The 15,182-nt window shown below is 63.1% G+C and carries 13 protein-coding genes and 1 pseudogene; 4 read left to right on the top strand and 10 right to left on the bottom strand.

What is annotated here, in order from left to right; genetic code table 11:
* Window positions 1-6: 6 nt before the first annotated feature.
* Together ACE04A_RS27885 and ACE04A_RS27880 are read left to right on the top strand one after the other, a co-directional pair.
* Window positions 7-1,830, top strand: coding sequence for an SLC13 family permease (locus ACE04A_RS27885; protein WP_485820733.1), 1,824 nt, complete (start codon window positions 7-9; stop codon window positions 1,828-1,830).
* Window positions 1,831-1,990: 160 nt separating this feature from the next.
* A complete protein-coding gene (locus ACE04A_RS27880; RefSeq protein ID WP_448716863.1) occupies window positions 1,991-2,413 on the top strand; it encodes an outer membrane lipoprotein in 423 nt (140 codons plus the stop codon).
* A gap of 30 nt (window positions 2,414-2,443) precedes the next feature.
* Here ACE04A_RS27880 and ACE04A_RS27875 read toward each other — a convergent pair whose 3' ends face one another.
* The 4 genes and pseudogenes from ACE04A_RS27875 to ACE04A_RS27860 form a co-directional block, all read right to left on the bottom strand.
* Window positions 2,444-3,796 (bottom strand): type II toxin-antitoxin system HipA family toxin, encoded by a 1,353-nt coding sequence (locus tag ACE04A_RS27875; protein ID WP_448716862.1) that lies wholly within the window; start codon window positions 3,794-3,796, stop codon window positions 2,444-2,446.
* A 4-nt stretch (window positions 3,797-3,800) separates the two neighbouring features.
* The gene (gene relB, locus ACE04A_RS27870; RefSeq protein WP_485820732.1) at window positions 3,801-4,061 is read right to left on the bottom strand and encodes a type II toxin-antitoxin system RelB family anti-toxin; all 261 of its coding nucleotides are present in this window, start codon (window positions 4,059-4,061) and stop codon (window positions 3,801-3,803) included.
* 282 nt (window positions 4,062-4,343) lie between these two features.
* A complete protein-coding gene (locus ACE04A_RS27865) occupies window positions 4,344-5,441 on the bottom strand; it encodes a type VI immunity family protein (RefSeq protein WP_448716996.1) in 1,098 nt (365 codons plus the stop codon).
* Between the two features lie 81 nt (window positions 5,442-5,522).
* Window positions 5,523-5,633: pseudogene (locus ACE04A_RS27860) on the bottom strand (transposase); the annotation flags it as partial.
* A 409-nt stretch (window positions 5,634-6,042) separates the two neighbouring features.
* Between ACE04A_RS27860 and ACE04A_RS27855 the strand changes: the two are divergent.
* Window positions 6,043-6,249 carry a DUF7661 family protein gene (locus tag ACE04A_RS27855; RefSeq protein WP_448716859.1) on the top strand — a complete coding sequence of 69 codons (207 nt, stop codon included), beginning with the start codon at window positions 6,043-6,045 and terminating at the stop codon, window positions 6,247-6,249.
* Window positions 6,250-6,368: 119 nt separating this feature from the next.
* Here the strand turns inward: ACE04A_RS27855 and ACE04A_RS27850 are convergent, their stop codons facing one another.
* Window positions 6,369-6,764: a hypothetical protein gene (locus ACE04A_RS27850; RefSeq protein WP_438858168.1), complete on the bottom strand. Its 396-nt coding sequence runs from the start codon at window positions 6,762-6,764 to the stop codon at window positions 6,369-6,371.
* 545 nt (window positions 6,765-7,309) lie between these two features.
* Window positions 7,310-9,142 carry a glutamine--fructose-6-phosphate transaminase (isomerizing) gene (gene glmS / locus ACE04A_RS27845; protein WP_279993622.1) on the bottom strand — a complete coding sequence of 611 codons (1,833 nt, stop codon included), beginning with the start codon at window positions 9,140-9,142 and terminating at the stop codon, window positions 7,310-7,312.
* Between the two features lie 150 nt (window positions 9,143-9,292).
* Between glmS and ACE04A_RS27840 the strand changes: the two genes are divergently transcribed.
* Window positions 9,293-9,781 carry an Lrp/AsnC family transcriptional regulator gene (locus ACE04A_RS27840; protein WP_448716857.1) on the top strand — a complete coding sequence of 163 codons (489 nt, stop codon included), beginning with the start codon at window positions 9,293-9,295 and terminating at the stop codon, window positions 9,779-9,781.
* A 124-nt stretch (window positions 9,782-9,905) separates the two neighbouring features.
* Here ACE04A_RS27840 and ACE04A_RS27835 read toward each other — a convergent pair whose 3' ends face one another.
* The 4 genes from ACE04A_RS27835 to glmU all read right to left on the bottom strand — a co-directional run bounded on the left by ACE04A_RS27835 (window position 9,906) and on the right by glmU (window position 15,129).
* Window positions 9,906-10,964 (bottom strand): glycosyltransferase family 4 protein, encoded by a 1,059-nt coding sequence (locus ACE04A_RS27835; RefSeq protein ID WP_448716856.1) that lies wholly within the window; start codon window positions 10,962-10,964, stop codon window positions 9,906-9,908.
* Window positions 10,961-12,283 (bottom strand): UDP-glucose dehydrogenase family protein, encoded by a 1,323-nt coding sequence (locus tag ACE04A_RS27830; protein ID WP_259252697.1) that lies wholly within the window; start codon window positions 12,281-12,283, stop codon window positions 10,961-10,963. The genes ACE04A_RS27835 and ACE04A_RS27830 overlap by 4 nt, the downstream gene beginning before the upstream one ends.
* 102 nt (window positions 12,284-12,385) lie before the next feature.
* Entirely contained in the window at window positions 12,386-13,756 is a 1,371-nt protein-coding gene (locus ACE04A_RS27825) for an MFS transporter (protein ID WP_448716855.1), read from the bottom strand.
* Window positions 13,756-15,129 carry a bifunctional UDP-N-acetylglucosamine diphosphorylase/glucosamine-1-phosphate N-acetyltransferase GlmU gene (gene glmU, locus ACE04A_RS27820; protein ID WP_447987722.1) on the bottom strand — a complete coding sequence of 458 codons (1,374 nt, stop codon included), beginning with the start codon at window positions 15,127-15,129 and terminating at the stop codon, window positions 13,756-13,758. Before glmU ends, ACE04A_RS27825 begins: the two co-directional genes overlap by 1 nt.
* Window positions 15,130-15,182 lie beyond the last annotated feature (53 nt).

The following is a 15,182-nucleotide window of genomic DNA, read 5'->3' as shown; positions in this document are numbered from 1 at the left end:
TCCACCATGACGCCCGATCTCGCTCTCGTTCTTGCGCTACTCGGCGTCGCGATCGTGCTCTTCCTGATCGGCCGGCCCCGCGCGGACGCGGTCGCGTTGATGGTGATCGTGGTGCTTCCCTTGAGCGGAACGATTACCTATCGAGAGGCGATCGCAGGCTTCGCCAACCCCAACCTGATCCTGATCGCCTGCCTGTTCGTGATCGGCGAGGGGCTGGTGCGCACCGGCGCAGCCCAGGCCGTGGGCGATTGGCTGCTGCACAAGGGAGGAACACGCGAGCAGCGGCTTATCGTACTCATCATGGGTGCCGTGGCGACGATGGGATCGGTGATGAGTTCGACGGCAGTGGTCGCCATCTTCATCCCCATCGTCCTGCGGATCGCGCAACAGACTGCGATATCAAGCCGACAGGTGCTGTTCCCGATGGGCGCTGCGGCGGCCATCAGCGGCATGATGACGTTGGTGGCAACCACGCCGAATCTGGTGCTCAACAGTGCGCTGGTCTACGCGGGGCACACGGGTTTCGGCTTCTTCGCCTTCACGCCGATCGGCCTGGCGGTGCTTGCCGCGGCCATCCCGTATCTATTGGTGGCAAGACGCTTTCTGCCCACGGAGCCTCCGCGCAGCTCACATTCGCGGCGCCCAAGCCTGTCGGGCTGGGTCGAGAAATATGCCTTGCGCGAACGCGCCTACCGCTTGCGCGTTGATCCCCGCTCCGACTTGGTAGGCATGCGGCTTGAGGTCTGCCACGAGGAGCTGGGCGCACAGGCATGCGTGGTTGCAATCGAACGTAGCGCCCGGTTCGGGCGCGCCGTGCTCGAGGCCACCGATGACGCCCTGCTGGAGGCCGAGGATGTCTTGCTTCTGGACATCGATGACGAGGCATTCCCGATCGGCGCATATTGCCAGCGCCACGAACTGCGCATCTTGCCCATGACTGGCGACTATTTCTCTGACCAGTCGCGCGACGTGGGCATGGTCGAGGTGATCATCCCGCCGGACTCTCGGCTGGTGGGGGCCTCTGCCCGCAAGTCAGCGCTGCTGCGCCGACATGGACTGTTCGTGGTCGGCGTGTGGCGCAATGGACGATCGCAGACCTCCGTGCACGCACTTGCCCTGCGCGCGGGCGACACGGCGTTGGTGGTCGGGCCGTGGAAGGGGATTTTCGCGTTGCAGTCTGTCGAGCACGATCTCGTGAGCCTTGCGCTGCCCGTGGAAACCGATTCGGTGGTGGCGGTGCCTGGCCGTGCGCCCGCTGCTGTGCTGGTCATGGCGCTTACGATTGCGCTGATGCTCACCGGCTGGGTGCCTATCGTCATTGCCGGCCTGATCGGCTGTTTGTTGATGGGGCTATTCGGCTGCATCACGCTGGACATTGCCTATCGGGCCATCAACTGGCGCGCGCTCATCCTCATCATCGGCATGCTGCCGTTCGCGATTGCGCTGGAACACACCGGCGGTGTGGACCTGGCCGCCGAGAACCTGCTGCGCTTGTCTCAAACCTGGGGCGCGCACGGCCAGATCGCCTTGCTGTTCGGCGCAACGATCGCGCTGGGCACGGTGATCTCGGGAACCGCCACGGCGGTGTTGATGGGACCGGTCGCGATCAGCCTAGCCGAAGCCATTCACGCCGAGCCCCATCCCTATGTCATGGCGGTTGCGATCGCCTGTTCAGCGGCGTTCATGTCACCCGTCTCCACACCCGCCAACGCGCTGGTCAGCGTGGCCGGCGGCTTCCGATTTGTCGACTATTTGAAAGTGGGTACGCCGCTGATGCTGGTGACCTTATGCGTCAGCGTCGTGATGATTCCGTTGCTGTTTTCGATGTGAGCCGCCAGGTGGCGACCGCACATCCCTGCGCACTCGCGCGACCGCGATGTCGTGGTTGGCGGTGACTGGCGTTCCGGCGGCCTGGCTAGCTGGGACGGCCTTTTGTTCTTAAGGAGGACTGTTCACGAAACGATTCGCGCTGCTAGCGGGCGCGGCGGCGATGGCCCTGGGAGGCTGCGCCCAGCAAAGCGCGTCGTCACGCGTCTACACCTTCGACCAGGCCCAACGCGCGCAGACTGTCGTGTTAGGCACGGTGGTCGCCGTACGAGGCATCACCATCCAGTCGTCCGGCAGTTCCGGCACGGGATTGATTGCTGGCGGCGCGCTTGGCGCGGTGGCCGGTAACGCAATCGGCGGCGGATCCGGCAGACGCTTGACCACCGTCGGAGGCTTGATCGGAGGCGCGGCAGCCGGCAACGCCATCGAGAATGCCTCAGCGCGCCGCGCGGGGCTGGAAATAACGGTGCAGCTGGACAATGGCGAAACACGAGTCATCGTCCAAGAGGCCGACGTGCCCATCTCAGCGGGGCAGCGTGTGCAAATCGTGACCCAAGGAGGCACCAGCCGTGTCGGGGTGATTTGATACGCGATAAAGAACGCTGGTCCTCTGGCGCTAAGCTGCCAGTTTGTCGGCGGCCTCTTGCAGGCCGTTGAGGATGCTGTCGGCCACGTGCATGGGAAATCCAGCCGGTAGTAGCGCGCGGACGGTCTTCACGACCCCGGGCGTACGCGCCACCAGATCGTCGAGGACATGTTCCACCCCCTTACCGTCGGGATTCACTACGCCATGCTCGGTGCCCACGGCAATCCAGTGCCGACGCAAGATGTCGCGCATGACCCAGTGGGGGGTTTTCGAGCGCACGGCCATGGCCATCCTGGCGTCGTACGGAGACAGCTTTTTCGCACCCTTGCCGATGACGGGGTAGGCGGAAAGCACGTCGTACAGCGGGGTGAGTTCGTAGGTGCCACCCTGGCGCAGGAAAATGCTGAAGTTCTTCGCGTGGCCATCCGTGGCACGCAGCATCCAAAAGAGGACCTGGGCCTGGAAGAACGTGCGACGGTCGCGGTCAGGCGCGCGCGACGTAGCCAACAGCTTCATGATTTGGCGCACACCCGGCCCGCCGTCGGACTCGTACTTCAAATGCGGCGGCGTTGCCGTCGCTTGGCACATGTCTTCCTGCGGCAGCCGGATGAGCCAGCGCTTGCCCTCTGGGTTCTCCCACCACATCCGGTCGAAGCGCTCGACCGCCAGCACCTTCATGTCCTCGAACATCAGGGGCTCGGTGCGCGCCACAGGCATTTCGTAGGCACGCAGGATTTCGGAGCACAGCCACTCGTTTTCGACCGAATCGCTCATGTCGAACTTCATGTTTGCGACCAGGCCCAGTGGCAGCTTGAAGATGTGAGTGGTCGGTGTCGCGCCATGCGGCCGGCACCACCGCCCGTCGTACCAGAGCATGGCCGACTTTTCCTGTGCTCCGGCAATGGAGATGCGGAAGTCTTCATCCTCGGCAGCGTTCCGGCCCAGGGGGCCTGGCGCCAGGGTGTTGCGAAGCAGCTGGGCAATCTCGGCGTCGCTCATCGGAACCGCGTTCACCTCTTGAACGCCGTCCGGCGCATCGGGGCCCGGCACCACCTGCAGCGCGCCGACACAGTCCCGACCGACTTCAGCCAGCAAGGCGAACGCATTGGTCGAGCCGGCCTGGTACCGACGTGCCACGCGCTCGCGGATTTCCTTGCTGTCCGGCAGCAGGTTTTCGAAGTAGGTGCGCACGGCTTCGCCACGGTGCGGCAGATTGCCCGGGGTGAAGGGGAGGGACAGCGACAGCGGGCGCCCCTGTCCGGATGCCACCCAGGCGTCGGCATACTGCAGGACTTCTCCGACATGCGGTTGCATGCTCCAGGTGCCGACGAATTCGCCGTTCATCCAGAGATTCAGGGTGCGGGTGTGTGAGCGTCGCCCCATGAGCTCACCAGTTGGGGCCAATCGACGCCTTCGGCGCCGGCGATTCGCTGGTCTTGCGCAGCACGAGCTCGACGCCCAGGATGCTCAGAAGCTCCAGCAGGCGGTCGGCGCTGACCTTGTCGGCATGGCGCTCGAGATGAGACAAGGCCTGCTGGCTGACGCCCAGGCGCATAGCCGTATCCGCTTGGGTCAGGCCGGACTGTTTGCGAAAACCCTGGAGCAGCGCTGGCAGCTGCTCCGCCGTACGGACGGTGAAATCGGGCATACAGGCCTCACGTTGTTTTGCTGATTTACAAATTCTACTGAGTAAAATTGAAATACTCAATATAGGTTGTAAGTCGTTAATACAACGCTGGAATTGTATTCTCGCTTTACAATTCAGGGGTTGTAAAACGCCCAGGCGGCGCTGCGCGCGACGCCTTCAATGCACAGACCGTTGGCGCTATGGCGCCGGGCTCCGGGCGGAAGTTGTACCGAGCCCCCGGTCTCGTAAGCCCCCCGCAAGCGTCAGCTTTCAGAAATGCGCTGGGCTGGTCCCCCGGCTGCGCTACAGTCGCTCGTCCAGAGTGTGAGTTGTATCTAGCCGAGGCGTATCAAGCAGTCGTGCCTTGACGTCGAGCAGCTCTTCGTCAGATACATCGAAGCGCTCAACCCATGCTTCGCCTTTGAGTCCGGTCAGCCGCGGTTCGCCGGCGGCACTAGCTGCCAGGTGTAGCCCGAACACAGCACTGCGCAGCGGTTTGAGCGCTGCGTTAGGTAGCGCGTACTGCGGAGGTTTAGGGTCGATAGCCGTCGCAGCCAGGTCGGGTTCATTGCCAGCTTGAATGACGATGCCAGCGCCATAGTCATAGAAGGCAAACCAGTCCGGAGGCAATTCCGAGCGCAACGTGTGCAAACCGCCTGCCTGCGTCACCATGTCACGATTGATTGCGGTCAGCCAAGACACCGTCTTGAACGTGTCGGGCTTGAGCACCATGGCGGAGAATACTGGTGCCCCCACATCAACGCCGCGGGCCTGCTCCGACGCGAAGGCTTCGGTGGGCTGATTACTGTTCCATTCCGACGGGGACAGCACAAAACCAAAACCGCCATGGCCATGCAATGCTTGCAGCCGCCCAGCGAATTCGACGAACAAGGTTTGAAAGGCTTTCGGTTGCTCGACAATATCAACAAAGGGCAACGCGAACCGCAACACATCCAGACGGCCTGTTTTTTTGGCGGCCCAAGCCGGTGCGGCATTGACATAAAAGGAATAAGGGCCGGCGTCCTCGCGCTTGGTGCCGCTCGTGTACTGCAGGTCAAGCTTCTCGTCTTCGTCGAGCGTTTCGAAAAAATCACGGATTTTCGGAGCCTTGACGTAGGGCATGCACGGCGGGCCTGACGGCGGCTCGCCACGCCACAGCCATGTAAGGGCATCGCCCGCCTGCGCCAGGTAATCGTCAAAACACTGTGCGATTGCCTCCCGCTTAAGCTGTGTATAGCCGCCTTCGAAATACAAGGTACCTGTGATGGCGATGACCGCGCCTACATAGTCGTGGCGGCTCTTGGGCATGAGCATCGCCCCGGGGAACTGCTGCGCCTGCGTGTTCTCGCGAAGTGCTTCGGCAAACGCCTCGCGGCTCATGTCGGGATGAAAGTCTGTCATAGGTCGTCTCAGGGTACGGCGGGAACGGGCGCAGGGATTGCACCGGGCAAGGGGGGCAAGCGACCGCGCATATACATCCGCAGCAAAGGAGATACCGTGCTTGCGGCACAGTTCTGTGGGCTTGGCACCCGCATCGGCCCCCTTGAGGACGCCAATGACTTGTTCTTCCGTGAATCGTTTCTTCGTTGCCATTCCTTTGGGAACGGACTCTACATTGATTTCGTACTAATCACGGGGAGCAGTTCAGGGACTCATCAGCACCAACGGCAGCCCAAATAGATTCGGGTGAAATGTGGTGCGAACGAAAAGAAAGCCGCAGAAATGCGGCCCTCTAGTGATAAGTTGACGTTAGGAGAAAATTGATAGGCGTTGAAAACCGAAGCTAGGCGTTCGAAGCAAACGGGCCTTGCAACCCCTTGATTTTGAAAGACTTCGAAGTTTAGAAAACTTGGATCAAAGTCGGTCGCACCCCAGGCCTTCCCGCCCTCAGTGCAGGAAAACTGAACAAAAGTGGTCGCAGGAGGTTCGGGTTCGTAAAGTGCGGGCGGATAGGGGCCCGTAGCGACCGTAACCACTGACCGCATAACCACGTGGAGATGCCATGAAGTTCGACGTTTACGGAAGATTTGCGCTGGAAGTGCTTCACACGACCCGGGGATGGGAGGTGTACCGCCTAACCGACGGCAAGCAGGTGCGTGCGGATGACATCATCATCCCGGTCGATATGGAGGTTGGAGATATCGCGGGATACCTTGATGATCTCCTTCACGAAATAGCTCGACCTGGGGACAGGATCAAAGAGCCGTGAGGCCTGGCGCCAACGCTTACGGTCCCTGACGCGCAGCGGGCACACGGTCGACATTTGTGAACGCGCCGCTGGCCAAGCGCGGGCTGCGGGTTTTATGACCTGGCGGCCTCAAATGACAGTCAGGATTGATCCCAGGCATCAATTGTCAAGAGCTGATCGGGAGAACACGCGGCCACACGGTCGGCATGCACCTGGACCTTGCCTATCCAACCGGGAGGCTGCGCGTATTCCTCGCCCTCGTCGATGCCGAAGATCCAGACGCCATCCTTGGATGGCAAGATACCGCCGCCTTCGATCAATGGCAGCACATCGCGAGCGCGTGCGGCATAGCGGTTCGGATAGCCGCCACCGGCGAACTTGGTGGCCTTGCTCACTTGCGTCAAATGCTCGATCCAACCGATGCCGCCAGCGCCTGCTTCCCACTGCGCCAGGATGGCAGCACGACGCGCTTCTGGGTCGGCGCGGTCGCATTCCTCGGGGCTGCCTGTCGATACGATGATCCACCAGCCGATCATGTGTCACCCTCCATCCTAGAGGTAAGTGCTTCGAGGTTTAAGAACACAACCATTCAAATGCCTCCACGGTGTCTACACGCTAAGCAGGGGAAGTTTACGCACATCCGCGAGCGCCGGTCCAAATCGGGGCGTTGAACTGAGATTTCGGAGCAATTCAATGATGCCTCACCAGAGGTGGTGACGCACGGTGCTGCGCGACGACGCAGTTGGTACAAGGGACTCCCGTCCCACGTTAACCAGGCGTGGCACACCAAGCTCGAGTACGTCCATCCGGGCAAGCCGCAGCAAACGCCCGTGTTGAACGGTTGAACAGAACGGTTTGAATGGTTGTCCCAGTATCAGCGATTGGCTGTCGGTACGTCTTCTGCTGAGCCGAACCTCGTGCCAAAAATGAAGAAGGGCCGCTTACGCGGCCCTTGCAATGGGGTAAAAGCTGATATGGCGGTAGATCGAAGGAGTAGAAGGAAGTCGGCGCTGCGATCAACTTTATTCCGCGCGACCGACTTTATTTCCAGTTTTCAAACTAACGTACTTTTATAGCCCCATCACTCCACCGTCACGCTCTTCGCCAGATTCCGCGGCTTGTCCACATCCGTACCCCGTGCGCAAGCCGTGTGATACGACAGCAGTTGCAGCGGGATCGTGTGCAGGATCGGCGACAGTTTGCCGTAGTTTTCCGGCATGCGGATCACGTGCATGCCTTCGGCGCTTTGGATCTTGCTGTCGGCATCGGCGAACACATAAAGCTCGCCGCCGCGCGCGCGCACTTCCTGCATGTTGGACTTCAGCTTTTCCAGCAGCTCGTCCTTGGGCGCGATGGTCACGACGGGCATGTGCTCCGTCACCAGCGCCAGCGGGCCGTGCTTGAGTTCGCCGGCCGGGTAGGCTTCGGCGTGGATGTAGCTGATTTCCTTCAGCTTCAGCGCGCCTTCCAGCGCGATCGGGTAGTGCATGCCACGGCCCAGGAACAGGGCGTTTTCCTTGGACGCGAAGCGGTCGGCCCAAGCCATGATCTGCGGCTCCAGCGCCAGCACCGAACCAATGGCCACGGGCAGGTGGCGCAGCGCCTTCAGGTGCTCGGCTTCCTGCTCATCACTGAGATGGCCGCGCACTTGCGCCAGGGCCAGCGTCAGCAGGAACAAGGCGGTCAACTGCGTGGTGAAGGCCTTGGTCGAGGCCACGCCGATTTCAACACCGGCGCGCGTGATGTACGACAGCTTGCACTCGCGCACCATGGCGCTGGTGGACACGTTGCAGATGGTCAGCGTCTTGTCCATGCCCAGCGAACGCGCGTGCTTCAGCGCCGCCAGCGTGTCGGCGGTTTCGCCGGACTGCGAGATCGTGACGACCAGCGAACGCGGGTTGGGCACGCTGTCGCGGTAGCGGTATTCGCTGGCGATTTCGACGGCCACCGGAATCTTCGCAATCGATTCAATCCAGTACTTGGCGGTCAGGCCGGCGTAGTAGCTCGTGCCGCACGCCAGGATCAATAGCGAATCGATGTCCTTGAAGATCTTGTAGGCCTCGTCGCCGAACAGCTCGGGCGAAATCGATTCGATGTCTTGCAGCGTGTCGCCCACGGCGCGCGGCTGTTCGAAGATTTCCTTTTGCATGTAGTGGCGATACGGGCCGAGTTCGGCGGCGCCAGTGTGCACGTGCACGGTGTGCACTTCACGGTCCACGTTCTTGCCGTTGGCGTCCACGATCCACACGCGCGAGAGCTGCAGGTCGACGACGTCGCCATCTTCCAGGTAGATGATCTGGTCGGTCGTGCCGGCCAGCGCCAGCGCGTCGGACGCCAGGAAGTTCTCGTTCTGGCCCACGCCCACCACCAGCGGCGAACCTTGGCGCGCGCCCACCACGCGATGCGGCTCATCGCGGCAGAACACGGCAATGGCATACGCGCCATGCAGGCGGCGCACGGCGTTCTGCACGGCTTCGAACAGGTCGCCCGTGTACAGGTGGTTCACCAGGTGCGCGATGACTTCGGTGTCGGTCTGGCTTTCAAAGACGTAGCCCACGGCCTGCAATTCAGCGCGCAGTTCGTCGTGGTTTTCGATGATGCCGTTGTGGACCAGCGCGATGCGCGGCTCTTCGTTGCCCAGATGCGAAAAGTGCGGGTGGGCATTGTGCGTGGCGGGCACGCCGTGAGTAGCCCAACGGGTGTGGGCGATGCCCGTGAAACCCTGGACCTTGTCCTGAGCCACTTGGTCCGCCAACTCGGCCACGCGCTGCGTGCTGCGCGTGCGGCGCAGATGGCCATCGGCATACACGGCAACGCCGCAAGAGTCGTAGCCGCGATATTCCAGCCGCTTCAGACCTTCAACCAGGATAGGGGTGATGTCGCGCTGGGCGACGGCGCCAACAATGCCGCACATAGGAAGACTCCGCTTAAGTTCGTGTACCGACGCATTGTGCGCGAGGCCGTAAGAAATATGATTTCTTAATACAGCTTAATTTGAAAATTAATTCACTTACAGATTTGTGATTAAATTATCTTTCTTCGAAGTGCCATTTTTGAATTAATCATGCAAAACACGCCATTTTCCCCGCCTGAACTGGACGATTTGGATCTGCGCATTCTTGAGCAGCTACAAGCGGACAACTCGCTGACCAACCAGGATCTGGCGGCGCGGGTGCATGCGTCGCCCCCCACCTGCCTGCGCCGCGTTCGGCGCCTGGTGGACGAAGGCGTCATCGAAAGGCAGGTCGCGATACTTGCCGCTGAAAAACTGGGCAGCACATTGACGGCGATTGTGGAGATCACGCTGGACGTGCAAGCGGCCGAAAGCCTGGATGCGTTCGAACAAAGCATGCTGACCGAACCGGCGGTGCTGCAGTGCTACCGCGTGTCGCCAGGACCGGATTTCGTGGTGATCGCCCAGGTAAAAGACATGCCCGCTTACCACGCCCTGGTACACCGCGCGTTCACCGCACTAGCCAACGTGCGCAACGTGCGCACATTCTTTTCGGTACACCGCGCCAAATTCGAAACCAGGATTGATGTGCGGGGGTGAACAAGGCACCGAAACCCGTAGGATGGGTGAAGCGCGCGCGGACACAGGCAAGAACCCCAATGCCCCATCGCGCGGAACCCATCATGCAGCGGCGCTGTTGCGGCCACCCCGCCCCCCCCCCCACCTAAGCCCGCCCCAGCAACCGCTCGAACTGCGCCAGATACCGATTTCCCATCTTCTGCACGTCGTGTTCGCTCTTCACGTATTCGTACGCGCGTTCCGTGACGTCTTTGCGGAATGCCGCGTCGTCCAGGCAGCGGGCCATGCCGGCTGCCATGGCTTGATGGTCGCCCACGGCCACCAGCACGCCGCGGCCATCAGCCAGGCTTTCCTTCAGGCCGCCCGCGTCGGTGGAGACCACCGGCACATGCTGCAAGAAGGCGTCCAGCACGCTGCTGCCTAGCGCTTCTTCTTCTGAGCTCATGACGAACACGTCGAGGATGCTGTAGAAGTCTTCGACGCCTTTGCGAAAGCCCGCGAAGCGGTAGACATCTTCAATACCCAGGCGGCGCGCTTCGTCCTTGGCCTGCTGCTCGCGATCGCCACCCGCGCCGAAGTGCAGGAAGACGAAGTCGCGCCGTGTCTTGGCCAGTTCGCCCACGGCGCGCACCAGGGTCACGGGGTCTTTGTCGCGGATCAGCGCGGCGGACGTGGCCATGACCTTCTTGCCGGCGAGGTCGAATTCCTGCACCAGCTTGGCGACGTTGTCGGCGTTGATGGCGTGGGGTTCAACCGCGCTGCGGATGATGACGGGCTCGATGCCCAGGCGGCGCGGTTCGCCTGCGGCCATTTCGCTGATGGCCACGAACAGGTTGGCGTGGCGCCACTTGAAACCGGTCTTCCATTCGTCGCCCGGCTTCACCACGAACGAGGTGCGGCGCGAGAACACCACGGGGCGGCGATGCAGCCATTTGGTCAGCACGGCCCAGGTAATGGTGTTGGCCGTTTGCGCGTGGATGATGTCATAGCGGCCCGCGCCCGCTAGAAAAGCCAGTTGCCCCGGCACGTTGCGGCAGGTATGAGCAACAAACCCTTCCTGGCGCGCGCGCTCGGCCAGCGGCGCGCCTTCCCGGCACATCACTTCGACGTCATGGCCCGCCTTGCGGAAGGCGCGCATGCAATACAGCGTCTGCCGTTCGCCGCCGCGCCAGCCCTTCTCGAAGTTCAGTTGCAGGATCTTCATGCGCGTCCGATGCCGGAATACTCGAAGCCCAGGGCGCGTACGTCAGCCGGCGTGTACAGGTTGCGGCCATCGATGATCAAGGGCGTTTTCAGCAGGGCCTTCACGCGGTCGAAGTCGGGCGCGCGGAAGACTTTCCATTCGGTGGCGATCAACAGCGCATCGGCGCCGTCCAGCGCGTCGTACATGTCGGTGGCGAAGCTGATGCCGGGCTGCCCGACCAGCACGCGCGCCGCTTCATGCATGGCCACGGGGTCGTAGGCGCGCACGTCGGCGCCACGGCGCGTCAGTTCGGCAATGACCGTCAGGCTGGGGGCTTCGCGCATGTCGTCGGTGTTCGGCTTGAACGACAGGCCCCACAGCGCAATCTTGCGGCCGCGCAGGTCGTTGCCGTAGCGCGCGACAAGCTTTTCGGACAGGCGGAATTTCTGGGCGTGGTTGGCGGCCTCGGCCGCTTCGATGACGCGCATGGGCAGCGAATTTTCGGCGGCGGTGTTCACCAGCGCCTGCACGTCCTTGGGAAAGCACGAGCCGCCGTAGCCCGCGCCCGGGTACAGGAAGTGGTAACCGATGCGAGGGTCCGCGCCGATGCCGCGACGCACCTGTTCAATGTCGGCACCCAGCGCTTCAGCCAGGTTCGCCATTTCATTCATGAACGAGATGCGCGTGGCCAGCATGGCGTTGGCGGCGTACTTGGTCAGCTCGGCCGAGCGCACATCCATCACCATCAGGCGGTCGTGGGTGCGCTGGAACGGTTCGTAGATACGGCGCATCACGCCGACGGTGTAGTCGTCGTCGGCGCCCACGACGACACGGTCCGGGCTCATGAAGTCATTGATGGCCGCGCCTTCCTTCAGGAATTCGGGGTTGGACGCCACGCTGAACGGGATGTCGACGCCACGCGCGGCCAATTCTTTCTGCACCACGGCACGCACCTTGTCGGCGGTGCCGACGGGCACGGTGGACTTGTCCACAATCAGTTTGCGGGACGTCATGTGGCGCGCGATGTTCTGCGCGGCGGCCAGCACGTACTTCAGGTCGGCCGATCCGTCTTCGCCGGGCGGCGTGCCCACGGCGATGAATTGCACGTCGCCAAAGGCCACGCTTTGCGCCACGTCGTCCGTGAAATGCAGGCGGCCGGCCTGCACGTTGCGGCGGACCAGGTCTTCCAGGCCGGGCTCATAGATCGGGATGCCGCCTTGGAGCAGCAGGGCGATTTTTGCGGCGTCCACGTCCAGACACATGACGTCGTTGCCCATGTCGGCCAGACACGCTCCCGACACCAACCCCACGTAACCGGTACCCACGACCGTGATTTTCATGCCTGCACGCCTTCAAAATAGGGAATCTTGCGCGCCTGGCAAGAGGAACCAGACGCCGGCCGCCATTATAGAAGCGGCCGGGGCCCAGGGGCGCGCCGGCCCCTAGGCGCGTAGTTTGTTGAACCGGACCGTGTTCACCACCACCGCCAACGCGGCGCATATCGTGCCCAGCACCAGCGCCAGGCCAGGGCCGTGCGCCAGGCTGATGCTGAAGGCGATGGCCACCAGCGCGGTGCCGAAGCTTTGCCCGAACACGCGGGTGGTGGCCTGCAAACCGCCCGCCGCCCCGCTACGGGCGCGCGGCGCGGCCGACAGCATGGCGCGGTTGTTCGGCGTCTGGAAGAAGCCAAAGCCCACGCCCGCGACGAACATGCCGGCCACGATGGGCCAATTCGATACCGAGGCCGGCAACAGGGTCAGCCACAGCATGCCGGCCACCATGGTCGCCGCCCCCACGCCGCTCAAGGTGGCGGCGGAATAGCGGTCGGACAGGCGACCCGCCAGCGGGGCGATAAGCGCCGTGCCCACGGGCCAGGCGCCCATCAGCAAGCCCACTTCCAGGTACGGCCGACCCAGCACCTGCTGGAAGTAGAACGGCAAGGACACATACGACGCCATCTGCGCGGCGAACGTGCAGGCGGACGCGCCCACGGCAAACGCCAGCGGGCGGATGCGCAGCAAGTCCACCGGCACCAAGGGCGCCGGCTGCTTGCTGGCGCGGCGCACCAGCACCCAGCCCGCCACCGATGCAATGGCCACCAGGCCGATGCCGCGCAGCAGGTCCTGGCCCATCATGTCGACGCCGGAAATGAACACGCCCAGCGTCGCCATGCATAGCACCACGCTGACCCAGTCCAGCTTCACATCGTTGCGCGGCACTTCGGGCAGATGGCGCAGGCCGAACATGGCCAGCACGCAGATGGGCAGGTTGACGGCAAAGATCCAGGGCCACGGCGCCACCGACAGGATGGCGGAGCCGATGGTGGGCCCCAGCACCGACATCACGGCCACCGTGGTGGCGTTGATGCTGATGCCCCGGCCCAGCATGTGCAGGGGATAGATATTGCGCACCAGGCCGCCGAACATGCACATCAGCGTGGCGGCGCCCACGCCCTGGAAGACGCGCGCGGCGGTCAATTGCCACAAGGTGCCGGCCAGCGCACAGCCCAGCGACGCCAGCGTGAACAGGATCAGGCCGAAGGTGAACATGCGGCGAAAGCCGATGCGCTCGGCCAGCGCCGACAAGGGCAGCAGCGTCATCACCACCGCCAGGTTGTAGGCGTTGACGATCCACACCGCCTGCGCCGGCGAGGCGTTGAGGTCCACGGAAATCGTGGGCAGCGCCACGTTGGCGATCGTGGTGTCCAGCACCGACAGGCTGATGCCTGTCATGACCGTGGCAGCCGCCCAGTAACGGCGCGGCGCGGGCAGGCCGTCAGGCAGGGCGGCCTTGGCGGCGTCGTTCTCCGCCATCACGACTTCTTCGCGGGACGCTGCCAACCCTCAACGGTGATCTGCTTGGCGCGCGACACCGTCAGCTTGTCGGCCGGCGCGTCGCGAGTCAGGGTGGTGCCCGCGCCCAGGGTTGCGCCCCGGCCCACGCGCACCGGCGCCACCAATTGCGTATCCGACCCGATGAAGGCGTCGTCTTCGATGACGGTGCGGTGCTTGTTCACGCCGTCGTAATTGCAGGTGATGGTGCCCGCGCCCACGTTCACGCGCTGGCCAATGTCGGCGTCGCCGATGTAGGCCAGGTGATTGGCCTTGCTGTCGGCGCCCAGCACGCTCTTCTTGATTTCGACGAAGTTGCCGACGTGGCTGCGATCGCCCAATTCGGCGCCCGGGCGCAGGCGGGCATACGGGCCCACGCGCGCATCCTGGCCCACTTCTGCTTGCTGCAAATGGCTGAATGCCTCGATCTGCGTACCCGCGCCCACGGTCACGTCGCGCAGCACGCAGTGCGGACCCACGCGCACGCCGTCAGCCAGCGTGACCTTGCCTTCGAACACGCAGCCCACGTCAATGAATACGTCGCGCCCGCAAGTGAGCGTGCCGCGCACGTCAAAGCGGGCGGGGTCGGCCAGCGTCACACCGGCTTCAAGCTGGCGGCGGGCCTGTTCGCCCTGCCAGCGACGTTCCAGTTCGGCTTGCTGCACGCGGCTGTTCACGCCCAGCGTTTCCCAGCCGGCGCCGGGTTGCGCCGCGCCCACGGGCACCTTGTCGACCACGGCCAGGCCGACCACGTCGGTCAGGTAGTACTCGCCTTGCGCGTTCTTGTTGTCGATGCGGGTCAGCCAGTCTTTCAGCTTGGCCGTCGGGGCGGTCAGGATGCCGGTGTTCACTTCCTTGATGGCGTGTTCGGCTTCCGACGCATCTTTGTGTTCGACGATGCGGCACACGTTGCCCTTGTCATCGCGCACGATGCGGCCATAGCCGGTGGAATCGTCCAGCACTTCGGTCAGCACGGCAGCGCCCGTGGCGCGCGCATCCAGCAGGCGTTGCAGCGTGTCGGGCTGCACCAGCGGCACGTCGCCGTACAGCACCAGCGTGACGTCGTCCTTGCCATCGCCTTCCAGCAGCAACGGCACGGCCTGCTGCACCGCGTGGCCCGTGCCTTGCTGCGGTTGCTGCAACACGAAGTGCAGGTCCGCCTGGCCTTCAAAAGCCTCTTTGACGCGGTCCGCGCCATGGCCCACCACAACGATGATGCGCGCGGGCTTCAACTGGCGCGCGCTGTCCAGCACATGAGCCAGCATGGGTTTGCCAGCCAGCGTGTGCAAGACTTTGGGAAGGTTGGACTGCATGCGTTTGCCCAGTCCGGCGGCGAGGATCACTACATTAAGCATAAGTTCTGATAGGTTGAGAGACGGCGCAAACGGCCTTGCGGCCGATGCGGGTC

It is taken from the genome of Achromobacter colocynthidis (genome assembly GCF_057334535.1).
This window is presented reverse-complemented; position numbering and strand designations above follow the sequence as displayed.

What these genes read in the sequence shown, in the direction of transcription:
- glmS (WP_279993622.1), bottom strand. Translation starts at nt 9,142, where the DNA reads ATGTGCGGCATTGTTGGCGCCGTCGCCCAGCGCGACATCACCCCTATC.
- ACE04A_RS27850 (WP_438858168.1), bottom strand. Translation starts at nt 6,764, where the DNA reads ATGATCGGCTGGTGGATCATCGTATCGACAGGCAGCCCCGAGGAATGC.
- ACE04A_RS27825 (WP_448716855.1), bottom strand. Translation starts at nt 13,756, where the DNA reads ATGGCGGAGAACGACGCCGCCAAGGCCGCCCTGCCTGACGGCCTGCCC.
- ACE04A_RS27840 (WP_448716857.1), top strand. Translation starts at nt 9,293, where the DNA reads ATGCAAAACACGCCATTTTCCCCGCCTGAACTGGACGATTTGGATCTG.
- ACE04A_RS27835 (WP_448716856.1), bottom strand. Translation starts at nt 10,964, where the DNA reads ATGAAGATCCTGCAACTGAACTTCGAGAAGGGCTGGCGCGGCGGCGAA.
- relB (WP_485820732.1), bottom strand. Translation starts at nt 4,061, where the DNA reads ATGCCCGATTTCACCGTCCGTACGGCGGAGCAGCTGCCAGCGCTGCTC.
- ACE04A_RS27875 (WP_448716862.1), bottom strand. Translation starts at nt 3,796, where the DNA reads ATGGGGCGACGCTCACACACCCGCACCCTGAATCTCTGGATGAACGGC.
- glmU (WP_447987722.1), bottom strand. Translation starts at nt 15,129, where the DNA reads ATGCTTAATGTAGTGATCCTCGCCGCCGGACTGGGCAAACGCATGCAG.
- ACE04A_RS27865 (WP_448716996.1), bottom strand. Translation starts at nt 5,441, where the DNA reads ATGACAGACTTTCATCCCGACATGAGCCGCGAGGCGTTTGCCGAAGCA.
- ACE04A_RS27830 (WP_259252697.1), bottom strand. Translation starts at nt 12,283, where the DNA reads ATGAAAATCACGGTCGTGGGTACCGGTTACGTGGGGTTGGTGTCGGGA.
- ACE04A_RS27855 (WP_448716859.1), top strand. Translation starts at nt 6,043, where the DNA reads ATGAAGTTCGACGTTTACGGAAGATTTGCGCTGGAAGTGCTTCACACG.
- ACE04A_RS27880 (WP_448716863.1), top strand. Translation starts at nt 1,991, where the DNA reads ATGGCCCTGGGAGGCTGCGCCCAGCAAAGCGCGTCGTCACGCGTCTAC.
- ACE04A_RS27885 (WP_485820733.1), top strand. Translation starts at nt 7, where the DNA reads ATGACGCCCGATCTCGCTCTCGTTCTTGCGCTACTCGGCGTCGCGATC.